8 protein-coding genes are annotated in these 23494 nt (G+C 35.1%); all 8 read left to right on the forward strand.

Annotated elements, in window-relative coordinates; genetic code table 11:
• Positions 1 to 9: 9 nt before the first annotated feature.
• The 8 genes from ACE1AT_RS24275 to ACE1AT_RS24310 all read left to right on the forward strand — a co-directional run bounded on the left by ACE1AT_RS24275 (position 10) and on the right by ACE1AT_RS24310 (position 23488).
• Positions 10 to 6072, forward strand: coding sequence for an SDR family NAD(P)-dependent oxidoreductase (locus ACE1AT_RS24275; protein WP_374873058.1), 6063 nt, complete (start codon positions 10 to 12; stop codon positions 6070 to 6072).
• Positions 6069 to 7472, forward strand: a complete 1404-nt coding sequence (locus ACE1AT_RS24280) for a condensation domain-containing protein (RefSeq protein ID WP_374873060.1) — start codon at positions 6069 to 6071, stop codon at positions 7470 to 7472. Before ACE1AT_RS24275 ends, ACE1AT_RS24280 begins: the two co-directional genes overlap by 4 nt.
• Positions 7473 to 7483: 11 nt before the next feature.
• Positions 7484 to 8365 carry a cupin-like domain-containing protein gene (locus ACE1AT_RS24285; protein ID WP_374873062.1) on the forward strand — a complete coding sequence of 294 codons (882 nt, stop codon included), beginning with the start codon at positions 7484 to 7486 and terminating at the stop codon, positions 8363 to 8365.
• A gap of 59 nt (positions 8366 to 8424) precedes the next feature.
• The gene (ectB, locus tag ACE1AT_RS24290) at positions 8425 to 9681 is read left to right on the forward strand and encodes a diaminobutyrate--2-oxoglutarate transaminase (RefSeq protein ID WP_374873064.1); all 1257 of its coding nucleotides are present in this window, start codon (positions 8425 to 8427) and stop codon (positions 9679 to 9681) included.
• 48 nt (positions 9682 to 9729) lie between these two features.
• Positions 9730 to 12504, forward strand: a complete 2775-nt coding sequence (locus tag ACE1AT_RS24295; RefSeq protein ID WP_374873066.1) for an amino acid adenylation domain-containing protein — start codon at positions 9730 to 9732, stop codon at positions 12502 to 12504.
• 21 nt (positions 12505 to 12525) lie between these two features.
• Positions 12526 to 17181: an SDR family NAD(P)-dependent oxidoreductase gene (locus ACE1AT_RS24300; RefSeq protein ID WP_374873068.1), complete on the forward strand. Its 4656-nt coding sequence runs from the start codon at positions 12526 to 12528 to the stop codon at positions 17179 to 17181.
• A gap of 34 nt (positions 17182 to 17215) precedes the next feature.
• Complete coding sequence (panP, locus tag ACE1AT_RS24305) at positions 17216 to 18898, forward strand: pyridoxal-dependent aspartate 1-decarboxylase PanP (protein WP_374873070.1); 1683 nt, start codon at positions 17216 to 17218, stop codon at positions 18896 to 18898.
• 192 nt (positions 18899 to 19090) lie between these two features.
• The gene (locus tag ACE1AT_RS24310) at positions 19091 to 23488 is read left to right on the forward strand and encodes an SDR family NAD(P)-dependent oxidoreductase (RefSeq protein WP_374873072.1); all 4398 of its coding nucleotides are present in this window, start codon (positions 19091 to 19093) and stop codon (positions 23486 to 23488) included.
• Positions 23489 to 23494 lie beyond the last annotated feature (6 nt).

The raw sequence follows: 23494 nt of genomic DNA on the forward strand, positions 1-23494 counted from the left end.
TAATCAATAATGAATATTCCAAATGAACCATATTTAACTAACGAATCAGAAATAGCAATTATTGGGTTAGCAGGAAGATTCCCAGGAGCGAAAAATCTTGATGAATTTTGGTATAATCTACAAAACGGTATAGAATCAATCTCTTTCTTTACTGATGAAGAATTATTAGCATCAGGAATAGATGCAGAACTTCTCAGTCAATCCAATCATGTTAAAGCCAATGCTGTCATAGAAGATGCAGAATTATTTGATGCTGCCTTTTTTGGTTTTAATCCTAGAGATGCAGAAATTACAGATCCTCAACACCGGGTTTTTCTAGAATGTGCTTGGGAAGCATTAGAAAATGCAGGGTATAATTCTGAAACTTATAATGGTTCTATTGGTGTTTTTGCTGGCTCTAACTTAAGTGGTTATTTATTAAATATTTATCTTAATCAAAATATTAAAAACTCAATCGACGAACATCAACTAACAATCGCTGGAGATAAAGATTACCTAGCTACACGTACTTCTTACAAACTTAATTTAACAGGCCCTAGCTATACAGTTCAAACAGCTTGCTCAACTTCATTAGTAGCAGTACATTTAGCTTGCCAAAGTTTGCTAAATGGGGAATGTGATATAGCTTTAGTTGGTGGTGTTTCTGTTAGCGCTTCCAGAAAAGCTGGCTATATTTATAAAGAGGGAGGTATTAAATCTCCTGATGGACATTGTCGTGCTTTTGATGCTAAAGCACAGGGAACTGTGAGTGGAGAAGGTGTAGGAATCGTTGTTTTGAAAAGATTAGAAGACACCTTAAATGATGGAGATTTGATCCATGCTGTGATTAAAGGTTCTGCTATTAATAATGACGGTTCAAACAAAGTTAGCTACACAGCGCCCCGCATAGAAGGTCAAGCGAAAGTAATCAAAATGGCTCAAGTTGTTGCCGAGGTAGAAGCAGAAACAATAACTTATATTGAAGCTCATGGAACTGGAACTCCTTTAGGAGATCCAATTGAAATTGCTGCCCTGACACAAGCATTTCAAACCAGTACAAAAAAGAAAAACTTCTGTGCAATTGGTTCTTTAAAAACAAATATTGGGCATTTAGATGCGGCTGCGGGTGTTGCAGGTTTAATTAAAACAGTCTTAGCTCTGAAACATAAACAAATTCCTCCTAGTTTACATTTTGAAGAACCAAATCCTCAAATTAATTTCGCTAACAGTCCTTTTTATGTCAACAATAAACTTTCAGAATGGAAAGTAGATAAATATCCTAGACGTGCAGGAGTTAGTTCTTTTGGAATTGGCGGTACTAATGCCCATGTAATTTTAGAAGAATCTCCAAAATTTCTAAATAAAGAGAGTATTTCTCGTCCTTGGCAGTTATTATTAATTTCTGCAAAAACCCCAACTGCGTTAGAATCTGCTACAAATAATCTTGGGAATTATTTAGCACAGCATTCTGATATTAACTTGGCTGATGTTGCTTATACTTTGCAAGTTGGTCGGCGAAATTTTAACTATCGTCGAGTGTTGCTATGTCGAGATATTCAAGACGCTATAAAAACACTCACACATCCAGACCAACAAGGAGTTTTGAGTAATTTTGCCGAAACTCGTAACCATGCAATTGTATTTATGTTTCCCGGACAGGGAACGCAGTATGTAAATATGGGGCGGGAATTATATGAAACAGAACCGATTTTTCGACAACAAATTGATGATTGCTGTGAATTACTAAAACCACATTTAAAGTTAGACCTCAAAGATATACTTTATCCCTCAAATTTAGAAGCTACACAAGCAGAATTGCAACAAACTTGCTTAACACAACCTGCATTATTTGTGATTGAATATGCCCTAGCTAAACTTTGGATGGCGTGGGGTGTGCATCCAAAAGTAATGATTGGTCACAGCATCGGCGAGTATGTAGCGGCTTGTATTTCGGGTGTTTTTTCTTTAAAAGAAGCTCTGAATTTAGTCGTAATTCGTGGACGACTAATGCAACAAATTGAATCTGGATCGATGCTTTCTGTTTCTATTTCTGCTCAAGAAATACAGCCTATGTTGAGTTCAGAACTTTCTTTAGCAGCTAGCAATGCTCCATCTCTTTGTGTAGTTTCTGGTTCTACGAATGCGATCAAAGTATTACAAAATCGTTTGACTGAGCAAGGTGTGGATTGTCGCCAACTGCATACGTCTCATGCTTTTCACTCCCAGATGATGGAGCCGATTTTAGAGCCATTTGTACAGCATGTTAGAGAAGTCAACCTGAAACCACCTCAAATTCCTTTTATATCCAACGTTACCGGAACTTGGATGACAGCAGAGCAGGCGACTGATCCTGATTATTGGGCTAGACATCTACGCCAACCCGTATTGTTTAACGAGGGAATCACCGAACTACTACAACAGTCGGAGCAAATATTTTTGGAAGTTGGCCCAGGACGAACATTAACTACCCTAGCCAAACGACAGTTGCTTTCACAGACTCTGGTGCTAACTTCGCTGCGACATCCCCAGGAGCAAGTTTCTGATGTGGCATTTTTGCTCAATACTCTTTCTCGGCTTTGGCTGACAGGATTGCAAATTAACTGGACAGGCTTTTATAACCATGAGCAACGCAGACATGTGAGCTTACCAACCTATCCTTTTGAACGTCAGCGTTACTGGATTGAGGCTAATTCTGAAACTACATTATCAACGGTATCCCCGAAATTATTAGGTAAAAAGCCCAATATTGCTGATTGGTTTTATATCCCAATCTGGAAACAATCTACACCACTTGAATTCTTCCAACAGAAGGAATTCGTAACTGAAAAAAACAACTGTTGGTTAGTTTTTATAGATGATTATGGTGTGGGAGAAGCAGTTGCACAACGACTCGCACAGCAGAATCAAGATATTGTTAAAGTTAGGGTTGCAGAGAAATTTACTCAACTGAATAAATATACATATAATATTAATCCTCATAAAAAAAATAATTACGATACTTTGCTGCAAGAACTCCACAAACAGAGTTTAATTCCAAATGCTATTGCTCACTTTTGGAGCATTACACCAAATGATACTTTAAATTGTAATGAATTAAAAGCACAAAGTTTTGAAAATACTCAAAATCTTGGTTTTTGGAGTTTATTGTATTTAATACAAGCATTTGGAAAACAAAATATCAGCGACTCTCTGAAATTAAGGGTTGTAACTAGTAATGTGCATAATGTTATCGGTGACGAAAAGTTATGTCCACAGAAGGCAACGATATTGGGACCTTGTAAGATAATTCCCAAGGAATATTCAAATATCAATTCCTGTCTGATTGATGTAGTCATTCCTAGCGCGAATATTCCACCAACCCAAAAGTTAATAGACTATCTGATTACAGAACTGACAACACAGCAAACTGAAAATATAGTTGCTTATCGTGGACATCATCGCTGGATTCAAAGTTTTGAACCTATCCGTTTAAATGAAAATATTCCAGGTAAAACTAAGTTAAAAAAAGGAGGAGTTTACTTAATTACTGGTGGACTTGGTGGTATTGGCTTAGTGCTGGCGAAACATTTAGCAAAGACAGTACAAGCTAAGTTAATTTTAATTGGTAGAAAGGCATTACCTGAGCGATCGCACTGGCAAGAATGGCTAGAAGAACATGATAGTCAAAATCCTGTTAGCCGCAAAATCAACAAAATACTTGAACTGGCAGAATTAGGATCAGAAGTTGAGATTAAAAGTGCTGATGTCGCCAGCTATGCAGAAATGCAGGTAACTGTTACTGAAGCTTTAGAAAAATTTGGTCAAATCAATGGAGTCATCCATGCAGCAGGTATTGCTGGCGGTGGTATGATTCAACTGAAAACAGAGGACATAGCAAATAGTGTATTTGCACCAAAAGTTAAAGGAACATTAGTATTAGAGGAAGTTTTAAAATCAAACAATATTAATTTAGATTTCTTAGTACTTTGTTCATCTCAAAGTTCGATTTTAAGTGAATTTGGACAGGTAGATTATTGTGCAGCTAATGCATTTCTGGATGTTTATGCAGATTATTTTACCTCTAAATTTAATCAATTTACGGTAGCAATCAACTGGGATACCTGGCAAGAAGTAGGAATGGCAGTAGAGACAAAACTACCAGAACAGTTAAAGCTACAACGTGAAGAAGATATTAAAAAAGGAATACTACCTCAAGAAGGTACCGAAGCTTTTAATCGTATTTTGTTAAGTAATTTACCTCGTGTTGTAGTCTCAACTCAGGAATTTAAAAAAGTAATTGAACAAAATAATTCTTTCAATTATTTAGAGCCAGATTTAGGGATTTTATCAGAAACATCAAAAACAACTCTTGCTCAAATTAGGCATCCACGTCCAAACCTAGTAAATCCTTATGTTGCTCCTCGTAACGAAGTTGATCAGACTCTCGCTGACATTTGGCAGCAATTTTTGGGGATTGAAAAAGTCGGTATTCATGACAATTTTTTTGAATTAGCAGGAGATTCGATTATTGCAATTCAAATTGTTGCTAAAGCTAACCAATTAGGTTTAAAATTAACTTCTCAACAAATGTTTATGCAGCAAACGATTGCTGAGTTAGCCATAGCAACAGCTGTAATTGAAACGAATAAAACTAAAGATAATTTAAGAATTGGAGAAGTTTGCCTCACACCCCTTCAGCATCGGTTTTTGGCTCATAATCAGTCAAAAATAGATACCTTAAACCAGTCTTTATTACTAGAAATCGAACAAACATGCAATTCCAAAATATTAGAACAGGCGGTACAATATGTAATTGAATATCATGATGTATTTTCTCTACATTTTATTCAAAAAGAATCTGGATGGCAGCAAATAGAAACTCAGACTAATGATATAATGGTATATGAGCATGTAAATTTGTCTGCGCTTTCAGAAAATGAGCAAGAACATGCTTTTGAGTCTAAAATTAGAGAACTACAGAGTAACTTCAACTTCAGTGATAAACCACTCGTAAAAGTTGCTTTTATTGAATTGCGATCGCAGCAAAACAACTACCTACTAATTACCATCCCCCATCTTTTAGTAGATGCTGTTTCTTGGCAAATTTTGTTAGAAGATTTGCAAACAGTCTATCAACAACTTAGTCAAGCTGAAGCAATACAATTATCTGATCAAACCACTTCCTTCAAGCAGTGGGCGCAATGTATCCAAGAGTATGCTCAAACTTCAGAAATGACGCAGGAGCAAGACTACTGGTTAGCAAAAACTCAAATACCTTTCCGTAGTCTACCCGTTGACTATTCTACAAATGACAATACAGTAGCTAACACCGACATAGTATCAATTTCTTTAGATAAAACAGCAACTAAAGCCTTATTAAAACATGTCAATAAAGCTTATAATACTCAAATTGACGATGTTCTGCTAACAGCTTTAGTCCAAGCTTTTGCAAAGTGGACAGGAGAACAGCGACTATGGGTAGATATTGAGGATAATGGTCGAGATATAGTCTTCAAAAATTCCAAAGATATATCCTTATCTCGTACAATTGGTTTATTTACAACTCGCTTTCCAGTAATTTTAGATATCACAGAAGTTTGTGATCAAGGAAATGCATTAATCGTAGTCAAAGAGTATTTACGTAATATTCCAAAAAAAGGTATTGGGTACGATATACTGCGCTATATCAGCAGTAATCCAGAAATCGATTCAAAGTTAAAATCTTTTCCTGAACCTCAAGTAAGTTTTAGTTATTTAGGTAATTTTGACCCTGTAATATCACAGTTATCTTTCTTGAATTTTACTCCTCAGTCTCTGAAATTCAACCCAAATCCAGATACAAAACGATCTTATTTATTGGAAATTAACGGAATTATTACTCAAGAACAACTGCATCTGACTTGGATTTATAACACAGCAATTCATCGACGAAAAACAATAGAAGCTTTAGCTGCAAATTTCATTGAAGCTATACAAATAATTATTGAACACTGTCAGTCTTTGTCAGCAAAAAAATATACACCTTCCGACTTTCCTAGAGCTAAATTGAGCCAACAAGACTTAGATAAAATTTTGACAAAAATTAATCGATTAGGTGGGAAACAAGCACAATGAAAGCAGAAAATGTCGAAGACATATATGAACTTACACCTGTTCAAAAGGGTATGCTCTTCCACTGTTTATACGCGAGTGAGTCAGCATTATATTTCTTTCACCACACCTTAACTTTACATGGTCATCCAAATATAGAAGCTTTTGAACAAGCATGGCAACAAGTGGTAGACAGACATACAATATTACGTACAGGATTTTATTGGGAAGACATTGATAATCCATTACAGGTTGTCTATAAACAAGTAAAGATTAGCTTAAATCAATATGATTGGCGTGGTGTTGAAACCGCAGAACAACAAGAGCGATTAAAATCATTTCTTGAGAGCGATCGCCAATTATATTTCGACTTTTCGCAACCATGTTTAATGCGTTTAAGTTTAATTCGTCTTGCTGGCGATCGCTATGAATTTATTTGGAGTAATCATCATATAATCATAGATGGTTGGACGACTCCAATAATATTAGAAGAATGCTTAAAAATTTACGCAGCACTTTGTGAATTCAAAAAAGTGAACTTAGCACCAGCCAGACCTTTTAGAAATTATATCGACTGGTTGCAGCAACGGGACATAGCTAAGACCGAAAGTTTTTGGCGTCAAGCATTGAAAGGAATTAAAGCGCCAACTCCTTTAACTTATATAGAAAACAATCAATTATCTAACCAAAAACAAAGGTACGATGAAGAGAGAATTAAACTATCAGAAGCAACTACAAAAACACTTTTATCTTTTGCTAAAAAAAATCGTCTGACACTTGCTACATTAGTTCATGGAATCTGGTCTATTCTTCTTAGTCGTTACACTTGTCGTCACAATATCATTTATGGCTGCACCGTCACAGGAAGACCAGTAGACTTAGCTGAAGTAGAATCAATGGTTGGTATGTTTATCAATACCTTACCAATTAATGTCAAATTAAATCCTGAACAACAATTATTGTCATGGCTGCAAGATTTTCAAACCCAATTAGTAGAAGCACGTCATCATGAATATACTCCACTGACACAAATTCAAGGCTGGAGTGAAGTACCCCGAAACTTACCTTTATTTGAAACAATTGTTGTAGTAGAGAATCTACCAGTCAGTCAATTTGTTAGAAACTGGAAAGGAAATATAGAATTTGAACCCACTGGAACTTATTACAGAAACAATTATCCTTTGAATTTAGTTGTGTATCCAGAATCCGAAATTATAGTAGCAGTTTCATATGATTCTTCTAGATTTGATATTGCTACAATTATTGGAATCCTCACTGACTTTCAAATTCTGCTACAAGCAATAATTACTAATTCTCATCTTCCAATCAATGACTTATCATTTTCAACACTACAGCAACAACAAATATCATCCTCTTTAGAAAAAGAAGCATCATTTAATTGGGAATTCGCTTCAGTGCTTTAAGGAAATAAAGTATGATTGTTTCATCAGAAATAGACAGAATATATAAACTATCAAGTGATGAATTTCATAAAGATTATGTTGAATTAGGTAAACCAGTTATAATCTCTGGATTAATTCCCAATTGGAGTGGTTTTCATAAATGGTCATTAAATTATTTTAAAAATTTATCGCCCACCCTCAATATTTACGCCAAGAAATTTAGTAACCAGGAAATTGAAATATGTCGTTTGACAATGGCAAGATATATAGAACTAATAGAGACTTATCAAAAAGATCCTCAAAGTAATTCTCTACCACCATATTGTCATGACTTACCTTTATTTAGCTTAATACCTTCTTTAGTAGAAGATGTTCAACCATTTCCTTTCGATTATTTACCAAAATGGTATTGGTACAAGTGGTGGCGTTACTGTCAGTTTTTCTTAGGTTCTTCTCATAGCATTACACCATTGCATTTTGATTGTCTTCTGACTAACAACATATTTTTTCAAATTGTCGGACGTAAACAATTTACTATATTACTACCAGAAGATGCTAAATATTGTTATCGCCAAGGCTGGCGATGGTTTCTAGTGAATCCAGAAAATCCAGATTTCAATAAATATCCTGATTATAAAAATGCTAAACCAATTAAGTTTATTGTCAATCCTGGGGATATTCTATATATGCCTCCGGGAACGCTGCATCATGTTAGAAGTTTAGATCCTTCTATATCTTTTAATATTGATTGGCATACTCAAAAAAGTTCACTGACGGCTTTAGGTGCAATAACTAAAGGGATGCCAGTTCAAAATTTATACTATAACTTATTATTAACAATAGGATTAGTATTCAAAATTCCTCCTCAAATTATTTTTAAATTTTATAAAACTTATCTGAATTATGTTTCTTAAGAATATCAAAATAATACGCAGTATACACAATCTGTTTATCATTGCAACACAAAAGTATTATGAATATATTTGAAAAGTGTGAATCCAATGTCAGAAGTTATTGTCGTAGTTTTCCAGATATATTTCATAGAGCTAAAGGCTCGATGATTTATTCTGACTCAGGTAAAGAATACATTGATTTTTTTGCAGGAGCAGGGGCTTTAAATTATGGACATAATCATGATTATATAAAACAAAAGGTAATGTCATACTTAGATGCCGATGGTATTGCACATGGTTTGGATATGTATACTTCTGCTAAAGAAAAATTTTTAGCCAAGTTTGATGAGGTAGTACTCAGTTCTAAAAAGCTAGATTATCGCATTCAATTTTGCGGTTCTACAGGAACAAATGCAGTGGAAGCAGCTTTAAAATTAGCTAGAAAAGTCAAACAAAGATCAGGTATATTCTCTTTTATGGGAGCATATCATGGAATGACTTTGGGCAGCCTATCAATAAGTGGTAATACTGGAATTCGAGCAGGCGCAATTGGGATATCAAGTAATGTAACATTCATGCCTTATCCTTATGGATTCATGGAAAGTTTTGACACAATAGAATATATAGAATCAGTTTTAAATGATGTTAATTCTGGAGTTGAAAAACCAGCAGCAATTATATTTGAAACTGTGCAAGCAGAAGGTGGAGTAATTATAGCTCCGATTGAATGGATGCAAAGATTAAGAAATTTATGTCATCAACATGATATTTTATTAATATGCGATGATATTCAAGTAGGCTGCGGGCGAACAGGCTCTTTCTTTTCTTTTGAAAGAGCAAATATTGTTCCTGATATTGTAGTTCTTTCTAAATCAATTAGTGGTTATGGCTTCCCCATGTCGCTATTATTAATCAAACCAGATTTAGATATATGGGAACCGGGCGAACATAATGGTACTTTTAGAGGTAATCAACTAGCATTTGTAGGAGCAACAGCAGCTCTAGAGTATAGAGAAAGTTGTGATTTTGAACAGGATGTTAAAGCCAAAGAGTTATTTATAAAAAATTTTCTAACTCAGGAAATAGCATTAATTAGTGAAAATATAGTAATACGTGGAATTGGAATGATTTGGGGAATTGATGTGAAAAATTTTGGTGGTAGCAGTTTCGCTAAAACTATCACATCACGTTGTTTTGAACTAGGATTAATTGTTGAACGAGCAGGTAGAAATGATACCGTTATTAAACTTTTACCACCTTTAATTATTGATATACCTACCTTGCAAAAAGGTTGTTTAATCATCAAACAAGCTTTTGATGATTCCATCTCAAACTAGCTTGACATACTAGTTAACTTACCAAGCAATCGATTACAAAATAAAAATATGGCTGTGCATATACACTCCAATGACTTATTCTCTCAAAAAATTTATTGGATCAATAAACTATCGGGAGAATTACCAGAAACAAATTTGATGCTGGATTATATAAGACCTTTATTCCCCAGTTATCAAAATAAATCTTTTCGCTTTAATTTATCAAATAATTTATCTCAACAGATTATAAATCTAGCTAATGGTTCTTACTTTTCTATCTATTTAATATTAGTATCTATATTGAATATATTACTGCAAAAATACACTAGGAATAATGATGTTATTGTCGGAATACCAGTATATGATCAAATTGGTATTGATAGTATTGATAGCATAAATAGCAAGGTTATTCCTTTGCGTAATCAGGTAAAAACTGAGCTTTCGTTCAAAGATTTTCTGTTACAAGTTAAAGATGCAACTATCGCTGCTTACAGTCATCAAGATTATAATTTTGATGAATTAATTAAATTGCTAGACATACCAACATCTCCTAATCGTTGTTCCATGTTCGATATAGTAATTTTACTAGAAAATATTCATAACAAAAATAATTTAGAACGCTTCAAAAACGATATCACAATTTATTTTGCACTTGATGGGAAAAGTATTAGTGCCAATATAGAGTATAAGGAGCATCTATTTCGAGACGACAATATAAAATTAATGAGCAGATGTTATACAAATATTCTTGAGAATATTATAAATAATTATAATGTCAAAATATCAGAAATTCTTTTTTTGAAGGAATTTGAACAAAATCAATTGTTAAAAGAGTTTAATAATAATACTCAAGAATATCCAGTTAGTCAGACCATAAATCAATTATTTGAAAAGCAAGTATCTCAAACTCCAAACAATATAGCCGTTATTCATCAAGAAAGTAAGTTAACCTATCGAGAACTAAATCAAAAAGCCAACCAACTAGCTGGATTATTACGTAAATTAGGAGTTACTAAAGGGGAATTTGTTGGTATTTTCAAAGACCGCGATATCAATTTCCTGATTGCGATCCTTGCTATATACAAAGCAGGTGGAGCGTATGTACCTATTGATAGTACTTACCCAGCAAATCGAACTCAATATATGCTATTTAATAGCGAAGTGAGATTTTTACTCACAGATTCTCCGCTCTTAGAAAATCTATCAGGCTTAGTAGGAGATTGTTCACAATTATCATCTATTATTTGTTTAGATAATGTAACTATTGAAAATATATTGTTTGCTAATCAAAAAAAAATAAATATATATAATAAATTAGATTTTGAACAATTACCTAATGAGAATATAGAACCTATTAATCATGCTGTTGATCCAGCTTACATGCTCTATACTTCAGGTTCCACAGGACTACCCAAGGGAGCAATAGTTAGACATGATGGCGCAATTAATCATATCTATGCCCAATTTGATGAATTAGAATTAACTGAGGAATTTTGTTTTTTGCAAAGCGCTCCTTCCTCGACAGATATTTCTGTATGGCAATTTTTAGCACCACTTTTAATAGGTGGTAAGACAGTTATAGTAGATATCGAAACTGTTGCGATTCCTGATAAACTATTTAAAGCACTTAAATCAGAAAAAATTACAGTTGTTGAATTAGTACCAGCACTATTTGGGGGCTTACTTGAATATACTTCGTGGCTAGGAATTCAGGACAGAGAATTACCTGATTTGAAATGGATGATGGTTGTGGGGGAACCAGTATCGGTAAATTGGGTAAATAAGTGGCTCCAAATATATCCTGAAATCAAAATTGTTAACGCCTATGGTCCCACCGAAGCAGCGGATGATATTACTCAGTTTATCGTTCACAAACCTTTTGATGAAAATCAACGAACAGTACCAATTGGTAAACCATTAGCAAATTTAAATCTCTACATTCTCGATGAGCAAATGCAGCTATTACCCATCGGCGTTCCTGGAGAAATTTGTGTATCGGGAATTGGTGTTGGCGAAGGGTATTGGAAAAATGAAGAAAAAACTAATTTAAGTTTTGTTCCTAATCCGTTTCCAGATGCTAGGAAGAAGTTACCAGAAAATCGTAGAGATTTAATTTATAAAACAGGAGATTTAGGAAGGTGGCTCAGTAATGGAAATATAGAATTCTTAGGACGTATTGACCATCAAGTGAAGATTCGTGGTTTCCGAGTTGAACTTGGGGAAATTGAAACATTTCTGAGTCAACACCCAAATGTACGTGAAAATATAGTCATAGATCACCAAGAAGAACCAGGTAACTTGCAATTAGTTGCTTATGTGGTTGCAAAAACAGAACCAGTTCCTAGTATTAGCGAATTGCGTAATTTTTTAAAAGAAAAATTACCTGAATATATGCTACCTTCTGCTTTTGTGATACTAGAAAATCTACCCATAGCACCAAGCGGTAAGGTAGATCGTAAAGCTTTACCTAAGCCAGATAATCTCCGCCCAATACTAGAAACAGCTTACGTGTTACCGCGAAATGAAATGGAACACACGATAGCTGATATTTGGCAAAAAATACTTAAGGTGGAAAAAGTTGGTATCCAAGATAACTTTTTTGATCTTGGTGGTCATTCACTAAATGTGCTTCAGGTTTACAGCAAATTGCGGGAACTTTTTAAACCTGATTTAGCAATAACTGATTTGTTTAAATATCCAACAATTAGTTCCATAGTCCGGTATTTAAACGAAGAAGAAGACGATAGCTTTGAGAATCAGAGCGATGAATTGAATGAACAGTTAGAGGCTGGGAAAGCAAGATTAAAACAACGCTTTTTACAAAAGAGACAACAGAATGTTTAATAGCGACCAATAAAATTAATTATGGAACATGTAGAATATTTTAATCATAAAACTGGTTTAGAAATAGCTGTTATTGGTATGAGCGGCTGTTTCCCTGATGCTCAAAATATTGATCAATTTTGGCAAAATCTCCGAGACGGAGTAGAGTCAATACATAGATTTACTGACCAAGAATTACAAGGTTTAGGTGTAGATGCAGCTTTATTAAACGACCCAAATTATGTGAAAGCAGAAGGTCTAGTCGAAGATATAGACTTGTTTGATGCTTCATTCTTCGACATCAGCCCTAGAGAAGCTGAAATTATGGACCCTTCACTCCGTTTTTTCTTGGAACATTCATGGAAAGCGCTTGAGGATGCAGGTTATAGTTCACAGATATATAAAAAACCTATTGGAGTCTACGCTGGTACAAGTTTTGGCAGTTATCTACTTAATATTTATTCTAATTATGAACTGATAGCTTCAGTCGGTGATAAGCAAATTGAAAAGGCAACTTCTCCAGATTATGTTACTACACTTGTTTCTTATAAATTAAATTTACAAGGGCCAAGTTATGCGGTTCAAACCACCTGTTCAAGTTCATTGGTTGCTGTACATTTAGCTTGTCAAAGTTTGCTCAGTGGTGAGTGTGATATTGCTTTAGCAGGAGGAGTTTCAATATCCACAGCAGTTGGATATTTATATAAAGAGGGAGGAATTGAATCTGCTGATGGACACTGTCGTGCTTTTGATGCTAAGGCGTCCGGAACTGTAAAAGGAAGAGGTTTGGGTCTTGTAGTTCTGAAACGCTTTGAAGAAGCGATCGCAGATGGAGATTGCATCCATGCAGTCATCAAAGGTTCTGCTATTAATAATGACGGTTCAGATAAAGTTAGCTACACCGCACCCAGCATCAATGGTCAAGCAAAAGTAATTAGAGCTGCTCAGGTGATGGCTGAGGTCGAACCTGATACTATTAGCTACATTGAAGCGCATGGAACCGGAACTTCCTTAGGTGATCCCGTTGAAATTGCTGCTTTAACACAAGCTTTTCGGACTAAAACTCAACAAAAGGGATTTTGTCGGATAGGTTCTGTCAAAACTAACATTGGCCATTTAGATTCAACTGCTGGTGTTGCGGGTTTAATTAAAACTGTTTTAGCCCTAAAACATAAACAAATTCCCCCCAGTTTGAACTTTGAAGAACCATCACCCCAAATTGATTTTGCTAATAGTCCTTTTTATGTCAACAATCAATTAACTGAGTGGAAAACAAACGGTACTCCTCGCCGTGCGGGTGTTAGTTCCTTTGGTTTCGGCGGCACAAATGCCCATATAATTTTAGAAGAAGCTCCGATAATTAAATCCTTTAATAATTCTCGCAATTGTCAATTATTATTACTTTCAGCTAAGACAAATACAGCCCTAGAAACTGCTACAAAAAATTTTATTAATCATCTGCAAAATCATCCAGATTTAAATCTTGCTGATGTAGCTCATACGTTGCAAGTTGGTCGTTGGACTTTCAAGCATCGGCGAATGGTAGTTTGTCAAAACAAAGAAGATGCAATTAATGCATTGCAAGATCCTCAAAGAGCTTTTACTTATTACCAAGAACCTTGCAATCGTTCGGTTGTATTTATGTTTTCTGGACAAGGTTCGCAATATGTAAATATGGGTCGAGAATTGTATGAAAATGAAACGATCTTTCAAGAGCAAGTTGATCACTGCTGCGAACTGCTAAAACCTCACTTGCAAATAGACTTACGTACAATTCTTTATCCCAGACAAGAAGAAGTTTTAGAAGCAACACAAAAGTTGCAGCAAACAGCAATTACTCAACCTGCGCTATTTGTAATTGAATACGCTTTAGCTAAGTTGTGGATGGCGTGGGGTGTGCTACCTGAAGTGATGATTGGTCACAGTATTGGGGAGTATGTAGCTGCAACTATAGCAGGAGTTTTCTCTTTAAAAGATGCTCTAGCAATAGTCGCAACACGAGGAAAACTCATGCAAGAATTACCTGGTGGTGTTATGCTCTCTATTCAGCTTACAGAACAGAAAATCCAAAAATTTTTAGAAAAAGAAATCTCTTTATCTGCTATTAATTCTCCTTCTTCCTGTGTAGTTTCAGGTTCAGAAGAAGCAATAGATAAATTGCAACAAAAGCTACAAAAAATCGGCGTCAATTGTAGACGTTTGCATACATCTCACGCCTTTCATTCTTACATGATGTTACCTATGATTGAGACTTTTACTCAGTCATTAGAAAAAGTAAAACTCAATCCCCCTAAAATACCATTTATTTCCAATGTCAGTGGAACTTGGATTACTGCAAATGAAGCAATAAACCCTAAATATTGGGCAAGACATTTAAGGCAACCAGTACAATTTAGTTTAGGAATTGCTGAGTTGCTCAAACAACCAGAGCAAATATTTTTGGAAGTTGGGCCGGGACGGACACTGAGTAGTTTGGTTAAACAACATCAAACAGATATAATCACACTAAGATCGATACCACATCCGCAAGAACAACAATCAGATGTAGAATTTTTACTTAATACTTTAGGCAGACTTTGGCTAGTAGGAATTCAAATTAATTGGTCGGGTTTTTATCTAAATGAAAAGCGCCATCGTATACCATTACCTACTTATCCCTTTGAACGAAAAAGGTATTGGCTTGAGGTAAATCGAAATGCGACCTTAGCAATGATGTCTCCGAAAACATCAGATAAGAAACCAGATATTGCTGATTGGTTCTATGTTCCTCGTTGGAAAGAATCAACACCACTTGAACTTTTTCAACAGGAAAAACTACTGCAACAAAAGTCGTGCTGGTTAATTTTTATTGATAAATATGGAGTAGGAACAGAAATTGCTGAACGACTCATACAACAAAATCAAGTTGTGATTTTTGTGAAAGTTGGAGACAAATTTACTAAACTTGATGAGTGTACATATGCCATCAATCCTGAACTAAGGGATGACTATGATACCTTATTTAAATTACTACAAGAACAGAATTCGATTCCCCAAGCGATCGCACATTTTTGGAGCGTTACTCCTAACCATACTTTACCCAATCCCAATCAAGAGCTAGACACACAGACACAATATCAATTTTTTGAAAATTGTCAAAATCTCGGTTTTTATAGTTTGCTGTTTCTAGCACAAGCCTTAGCAAAACAGAATATTATTGATCCAATAAAGTTGATGGTTGTCACCAGTAATATAAATGATGTCACTGGTAGCGAGAATTTATGCCCTGAGAAAGCAACTATATTAGGACCATGTAATGTCATTCCACAAGAATATTTCAATATAAATTGTCGTTGTTTTGATATTGTACTTCCAGACTCTAAAATTCAGTCATCCTCAACGTTAATAGATGCATTGTTAACAGAGTTTACAACATCAACAACTGATAAAATAATTGCTTATCGTGGTAATCATCGCTGGATAAAAACATACGAAGCTGTACAGTTAAATGAGAGCATTGTCAGCAAAAATAAACTGAGAAAACAGGGTGTTTACCTAATCACTGGTGGGCTTGGTCGCCTTGGTTTAGCAATGTCAGAATACTTAGCAAAAACAGTGCAAGCTAAGTTAATTTTAATCGCCAGAAAAGGTATTCCTGGAAGACATCAATGGTCTGAATGGCTTAGTAACCATGATGAATCCAATGAAATCAGTCAGAAACTTAAAAAACTGATTCAGCTTGAGGAATTAGGTGCAGAAGTTCTAACGATTAGTGCTGATGTAGCTAATGAACAACAAATGCAAAAAGCTATAGAATTAGCTAAAAGACGCTTTAGTGAAATTCATGGTATAATTCACGCAGCGGGAATTAACGATGATGCATATTACACTATCGAAGAAAGTTCTAAAACTCAAAGTCAATCGCAATTTAATCCTAAAGTATATGGACTATTTGTTTTAGAAAAAGTTTTGCGAGACCAAAAATTAGATTTTTGTTTATTCACATCCTCATCATCATCTGTTTTAGGTGGTTTAGGATTAACTTCCTATTCTGCTGCTAATATTTTTATGGATGCCTATGCTCACAAACAAAATCAGATAAATGCGTTTCCTTGTATAAGCGTGAATTGGGATACTTGGCAATCTCAAGAAGACGATATACAGGATCTAACTGTGGGAGTGGCGTTAGAAAAATTACGCATGACATGGAAGGAAGGTATAGATGTTTTTAGGCGTGTGTTATCTCTAAATCAAACTCCTCAAATTGTTGTTTCTGCGGGAGAATTACAACCCAGAATTGACCAATGGATTAAACGAGAATTTTTACAAAAAAATAGAGATATTTTATCACTTCATTCCAGAGCAAACTTACAAAATGAGTATGTTCCAGTTCGTAACAATGTAGAACAAATAGTTGCGAAAACTTGGCAGAAAGTTTTAGGAATTGAAAAGATTGGTATTTATGATAACTTTTTTGATTTGGGAGGTAGTTCTCTCATTGGTGTTGAGGTGATCTCTCAGTTACAAAAGGAATTAAATACCCATATTCCGATAATCAGTATTTATGAAAGACCAACTATTAGTTTGCTTGCTGAGTTTTTAAGTAGCGATGAACAAGCTACTTTGCAAAAAGACTCTTACCGGACTCCAGCGAGGTCTGCTTCCATGAAGCGTCGCAAAGAAGCCAGACAGAATCATCGAAGAGAAAGTAAAAAGTAGAAAATCAAAAAATAAATCCTTTGTGGAGTACAAAATGGCATTGAGTCAGCAAAGACAAGAAAAAAATCAGCAGAATTTATTTTTGGAAAACGAGCTAACACCAAGGTATGCAGTTGCAAATGAGGTGATGCAATTATTTGCACCATCGAACAGCTTAGTGCCTATAGAAGCTAATATGGCTGTGAAAACTGACGCGTTAGTTGATGATTTTGTAAATGCCATTAATACTAATTCTGAGATTGAATTTAATGTGTTATTAGAAACCTTTGCTGATAGTCAAGTTCCTATTAATCCTGCTAACTTTGATAACTACCTGGAATATTTAGCAGATAATGTTATTAATCATTCAATACATACATCTTCACCACGATTCATTGGTCATATGACCTCTGCACTACCCTGTTTTGTGCGACCTCTTGCGAAACTGATGACAGCAATGAATCAAAATGTTGTCAAAATAGAAACAGCTAAAGCTTTTAGTCCATACGAACGTCAGGCTTTAGCAATGATGCATAGGTTGATTTATAATTTTTCTGATGAATTTTATAGCGAGCATGTCCAAAATAGCCAAAGCACTTTAGGTATATTGGTTTCTGGAGGAACCGCAGCAAACATCATCGCATTATGGTGCGCTCGAAATAAATCTTTGGGTGCAAAAAATAGTTTTGCAGGTGTAGAAAAGGCAGGTTTAGCAGCAGCTTTAGATTACTATGGTTATCAAGGAGCGGTAGTAATTGGCTCTGAATTGATGCATTATTCTTTTGAAAAAGCAGCAGATTTATTAGGCATAGGTACGCATGGTTTAATCAAAATTCCTACTAATATTAATAATCAAGTAGACTTATCGGCATTACGTCAAGCTGTTGCAGATTGTCAAGCGAAAAATCTACATATTATTGCGATCGCAGGAGTTGCAGGGACTACAGATTCTGGTAACATAGATTCACTTTCAGACATAGCAGATATTGCTCAAGCAGCAAATGTTCATTTTCATGTAGATGCTGCTTGGGGTGGTCCACTTATATTTTCCGAACAACATCGACAAAAACTTATTGGTATTGAACGTGCTGATTCAGTCACAATTGATGGACATAAACAGCTGTATTTACCTATGGGTATTGGTATGGTATTTACGCGTGAGCCAAAGCTAGCTTCATCGATTGAAAAAAATGCTAGCTATACCATGCGTAAAAATTCATTCGATTTAGGTAAACGCGCTTTAGAAGGTTCTCGTCCGGGAATGGCATTATTTTTACATGCTGGACTACATTTAATCGGGCTGAAAGGTTATGAATTTTTGATTGATACAGGAATTGAAAAAACCCAATATATGGCTGATCAAATTGCTACTATGCCCGAATTTGAGTTACTATCTCAACCGGATATAAATTTGCTTCTTTATCGCTACATTCCGGAGTCTTTAAGAGAACTTGCAGCGAAAAATGAATTGACAGAAATTGATAATCAACAAATTAATATATTTAATGAACGTCTGCAAAAAACTCAACGTCAAGCTGGTCGTACTTTTATTTCACGAACAACAAAAACAATCACTTGTTTACAAAAAGAAATTTCAGTGACTGCGTTGCGTGCTGTTATTGCTAATCCGCTTACTACTCAAGATGATATTGATGCAGTTCTAAATGATCAAATTCACATTGCTTTAGATTTATCAACATCAGATTTTTTAGAAGCTAATCATATTAATTCTGTATGAAGATGTGCTAATACACAAGAAATAAAAACGAACTGTGTAGACACGTAGACGCTTCTGCGGCTTCCGTAGGTAGTGGCTTTTCGTAAGAGTAGATACGAATAACACGAAGAACACGAATAAAAGAGGTATGGAGAAAATTTGGTGCAGTTTGACAATAAAATGATTGTGGGTGTTGATTATTAGGCATTTATTATGAATAATAGTGAGCAGAAATTTAATAAGTTTGATGATAACGATGAGATAGCTATTATTGGCATAAATGGACGCTTTCCAGGTGCAAAAAATGTTGAACAATTTTGGAAAAATTTGCGAGATGGATTAGAATCAATTTCTCATTTTACAGATGAGGAATTACTAGCTACGGGTATAGATCAAGATTTGCTCAACGACCCAAATTATGTAAAAGCAGCAAGTATAATAGAAGATATTGAGCTGTTTGACGCTGCATTTTTTGGATTTACTCCTAGAGAGGCTGAAATTACAGATCCACAGCATCGTCTGTTTTTAGAATCTGCTTGGGAAGCTTTAGAATCTGCGGGTTATGATTCTGAATTATACGATGGTAAAATAGGGGTATTTGCGGGTGTAACTAATAGTAATTATTTATTTATTAATTTAGCTTCTAATGAAGAATTAATACAATCTGTAGATGCTTTAAATATTTTTATTGGTAATGAAAAAGATAACTTAAGTACACAAACTTCTTATAAATTAAATCTGACTGGACCAAGTATAAATGTTCAGAATAATTGTTCTACATCCTTAATAGCTGTACACTTAGCCTGTCAAAGTTTGCTCAATGGAGAAAGTGATATTGCTCTGGCTGGTGGTGTTTCTATAGCCAAGTTACCCCAGAAATCTGGATATCACTATCAAGAGGGTGTTCTTCATTCTCCTGACGGACATTGTCGAACTTTTGATGCTCAGGCTCAAGGAACAGTGTTTGGCGATGGTTTAGGAATTGTTGTGTTAAAAAGATTGGACGATGCTGTTAATAATGGGGACTTTATTCATGCTGTAATTAAAGGTTCGGCTATCAATAATGACGGTTCTTTAAAAGTTGGATATACAGCACCTAGTGTTAATGGTCAAAGAGAAGTAATTTTAGAAGCACTTGCTTTGGCTGGTGTTGAACCGGATACAATTTCTTATATTGAAGCTCATGGAACTGCAACTCCTTTGGGAGATCCAATTGAAATCAAAGCTCTTACACAAGCTTTTCGTGCTAGCACAAATCAAAAAGGTTTCTGTGCTATTGGCTCAGTAAAAACTAATATTGGGCATTTGGATACAGCAGCAGGTGTGACAGGTTTAATTAAAACAGTTCTTGCATTAAAACATAAACAAATACCCCCTAGTTTACACTTTGAAAAACCTAATCCAGAGATAGATTTTGCTAACAGTCCTTTCTACGTCAACACTAAATTATTAGAGTGGAAAACTAACGGTTTACCTCGTAGAGCAGGTGTAAGTTCTTTTGGTGTTGGCGGGACAAACGCCCATGTAATTTTGGAAGAAGCTCCTGGAATTGAAACATCCAGCACTTCTCGCCCTTGGCAATTGATATTATTATCAGCCAAAACTAGCACAGCCTTAGAAACTGCAACAGCAAATTTAGCTACTTATCTACAACAACATCCTAATATCAACTTGCCTGATGTAGCTTATACCCTACAAGTAGGTCGTCGAGCTTTTGATCATCGGCGCATTGTTGTTTGCAAAGACCTAAAGAATGCAGTTAAATTACTGAAAAATCAAGATTCTGAAAGTATTTTTAGTTACCATTGTCAGCAAAATCGTTGCCCAGTTATTTTCATGTTTCCTGGACAAGGATCAGAATATGCAAACATGGGTCGGGAATTATACGAAGTTGAAGCGATATATCGCAGACATATAGATAGTTGCGCGAAAATTTTGCAACCTCACCTCGGTCTTGATATCCGTGAACTACTGTTTCCACAATCAGAAACAATGGAAATAGCTAGCCAAAAACTAAAGCAACCAGATATCGCTCAAAGCGTATTATTTGCAGTTGAATACGCCTTAGCTGAGTTATTGATGTCATGGGGAGTAAGCCCAGAAGCGATGATTGGTGACGGTATTGGGGAATATGTTGCAGCTGCGATCGCAGGTGTGTTTTCTCTTGAAGATGGGTTAGCAATGGTAGCAAACAGGGGACAACTACATCTGCTCAAAAAAGTTCAACTCAATCCACCACGTATTCGCTTTATTTCTCATGTAACTAGTAGTTGGATTACAGATGCACAAGCTATAAATCCCGACTATTGGAGCCAGAGTTTACAACAAACTGGAAATTTTTCCGAGAGTATTTCTCAAATATTAGAGCAGTTTAAAGGTGTTTTTCTAGAGGTGGGGCCGGGATCAAATTTAAGTGCAATCACCAAGCAATATTTAGATATTAATGCTAAACAACATGTACTAACTTCCTTATCTCAAGAACAACTATCAGATGTCAGCTTTTTGTTAGAGATATTAGGTAAATTGTGGCTTTTTGGTGTGGAAATAAATTGGTCAGGGTTTTATACTGAAGAACAGCGTCACCGTCTACCTTTACCTACCTATCCTTTTGAACGACAAAGATACTGGATTGAAGCTAAAAAGGCAGATAAAAATAATAATCAAACTTCAGGTTTACTAATCAAAAAACCTGATATATCTGACTGGTTTTACATTCCTTTTTGGAAGCCTTCTTTACCTCCAGTACAACTTGGTAACAAAGAACTAGTACCTGATAAATATTGCATTTTAGTATTTATCGATGAGTGCGGTTTGGGTATCAAATTTGTTAACAAACTAAAAAAACAAACCCGAAATGTAATTACTGTAAAAATTGGTGATGAATTTAAGCAGATAGGCGATTATGAATATACTATCAACCCTACCAATCATCATGATTACGATATTTTATTTCAAGAATTATTTAGAAAAAATCAATTACCAAAAAATATAATTCATTTATGGAATGTCACCCTTTCAATCATTGAATATAAATTAGAACAATTTCAATACTTAGGATTTTATAGTTTATTATTTATTGCTCAAGCTTTAGGCAGACAAGAAACTACGAATGATTTTCAATTCACAGTTATTTCTAACAACCTACAACCAGTGACAGGGACTGAATTGATTTGTCCAGAAAAAGCTACTTTACTTGGTCCAGTTAAAGTTATTTCTCAAGAATATACAAATATCAATTGTCGTAGTATTGATGTGATTATTCCTCCTAGCGGAAGTTGGCAAGAAGAACAACTTATAGAAAAATTATTGATAGAATTGACGGTTAATAATTCCGAAAGATTAATTGCATATCGGGGTTTAAATCGTTGGGTGCAGAGTTTTGAGCCAGTCCGTTTTAATCAAGCTAAAGTTGAAAAGTCTCGATTACGAAAAAAAGGAGTCTATTTAATCACAGGTGGACTCGGAGGTATCGGACTTGTTTTAGCAGAATACTTAGCTCGAACTGTACAAGCAAAACTATTGTTAGTAGGACGTTCTACTTTACCCAAAAAAGATGAGTGGTCTCAATGGTTATCCACTCATGATCAAACTGATACTACTAGCTGTAAGATTCGCAAAATTCAACAAATTGAAGACTTGGGTGCAGAAGTTTTAGCGATCGCTACTGATGTTAGTAATATAGAACAAATGCAAAGTGCGATCGCTCAAGCTCAACAACAATTTGGTCAAATAAATGGCGTCATTCATGCTGCTGGAGTTCCTGGAGGAGGTGCAATTCAACGAAAAACTCCAGCAGAAGCAGAAAGTATTTTGGCTCCGAAGGTAAAAGGAACAATAGTTCTTGATGCTATTTTCAAAAATATTGATTTAGATTTCTTGATTTTAGTCTCATCAAATAGTTCAATTGTCGCGGAGTTTGGACAGGTAGATTATTGTGCAGCGAATGCTTTCCTTGACGCTTTTGCTCACTATAATACTTCACACAACTGTCGGTTTACTACTAGTATTAACTGGGATACTTGGCAAGAAGTGGGAATGGCTGTGAATACAGAATTACCCCAAAGACTCCAACAATTGCGACTAGAAAATCTTCAACAAGGTATATTACCTCATGAAGGTGTAGATGTATTTCTGAGAGTTATGGCAAATACAATACCTCAAGTTGTTATATCTACATCTGACTTATTAAACGTACTTAAACAATACAATTCTAATTCTGACAATAAAAAATTAGTTCTAGATTTTTTAGAAACTGTTAATTCATCCAAATCAAAATATCCTAGACCCGAATTAAGTAACGATTATGTTGCTCCGCGCAATGAAATTGAGCAAAAGCTAGTTAATATTTGGCAAGAAGTTATTGGAATTGAAAAAATTGGTATTTATGATAACTTCTTTGAACTTGGTGGTGATTCTCTCATAGGTATTCAACTTATTACTATTCTAAATCAGCAATTTAATTTAAACCTTTCTGTTGCCAAGCTGTATGAATGTCCAAATATAGGTTCAATGGCGAATATTTTTACTCCTGAAGAACCTCAGAAAAATACCTTTGAACAACGGTTAAGTCGAGGACAAAGAAGAAGACAGATAAAAATGCAATCCAACTGAAATAAA

Origin of the sequence: Pelatocladus sp. BLCC-F211 (assembly GCF_041928655.1) — a bacterium.
GTDB lineage: Bacteria > Cyanobacteriota > Cyanobacteriia > Cyanobacteriales > Nostocaceae > Pelatocladus.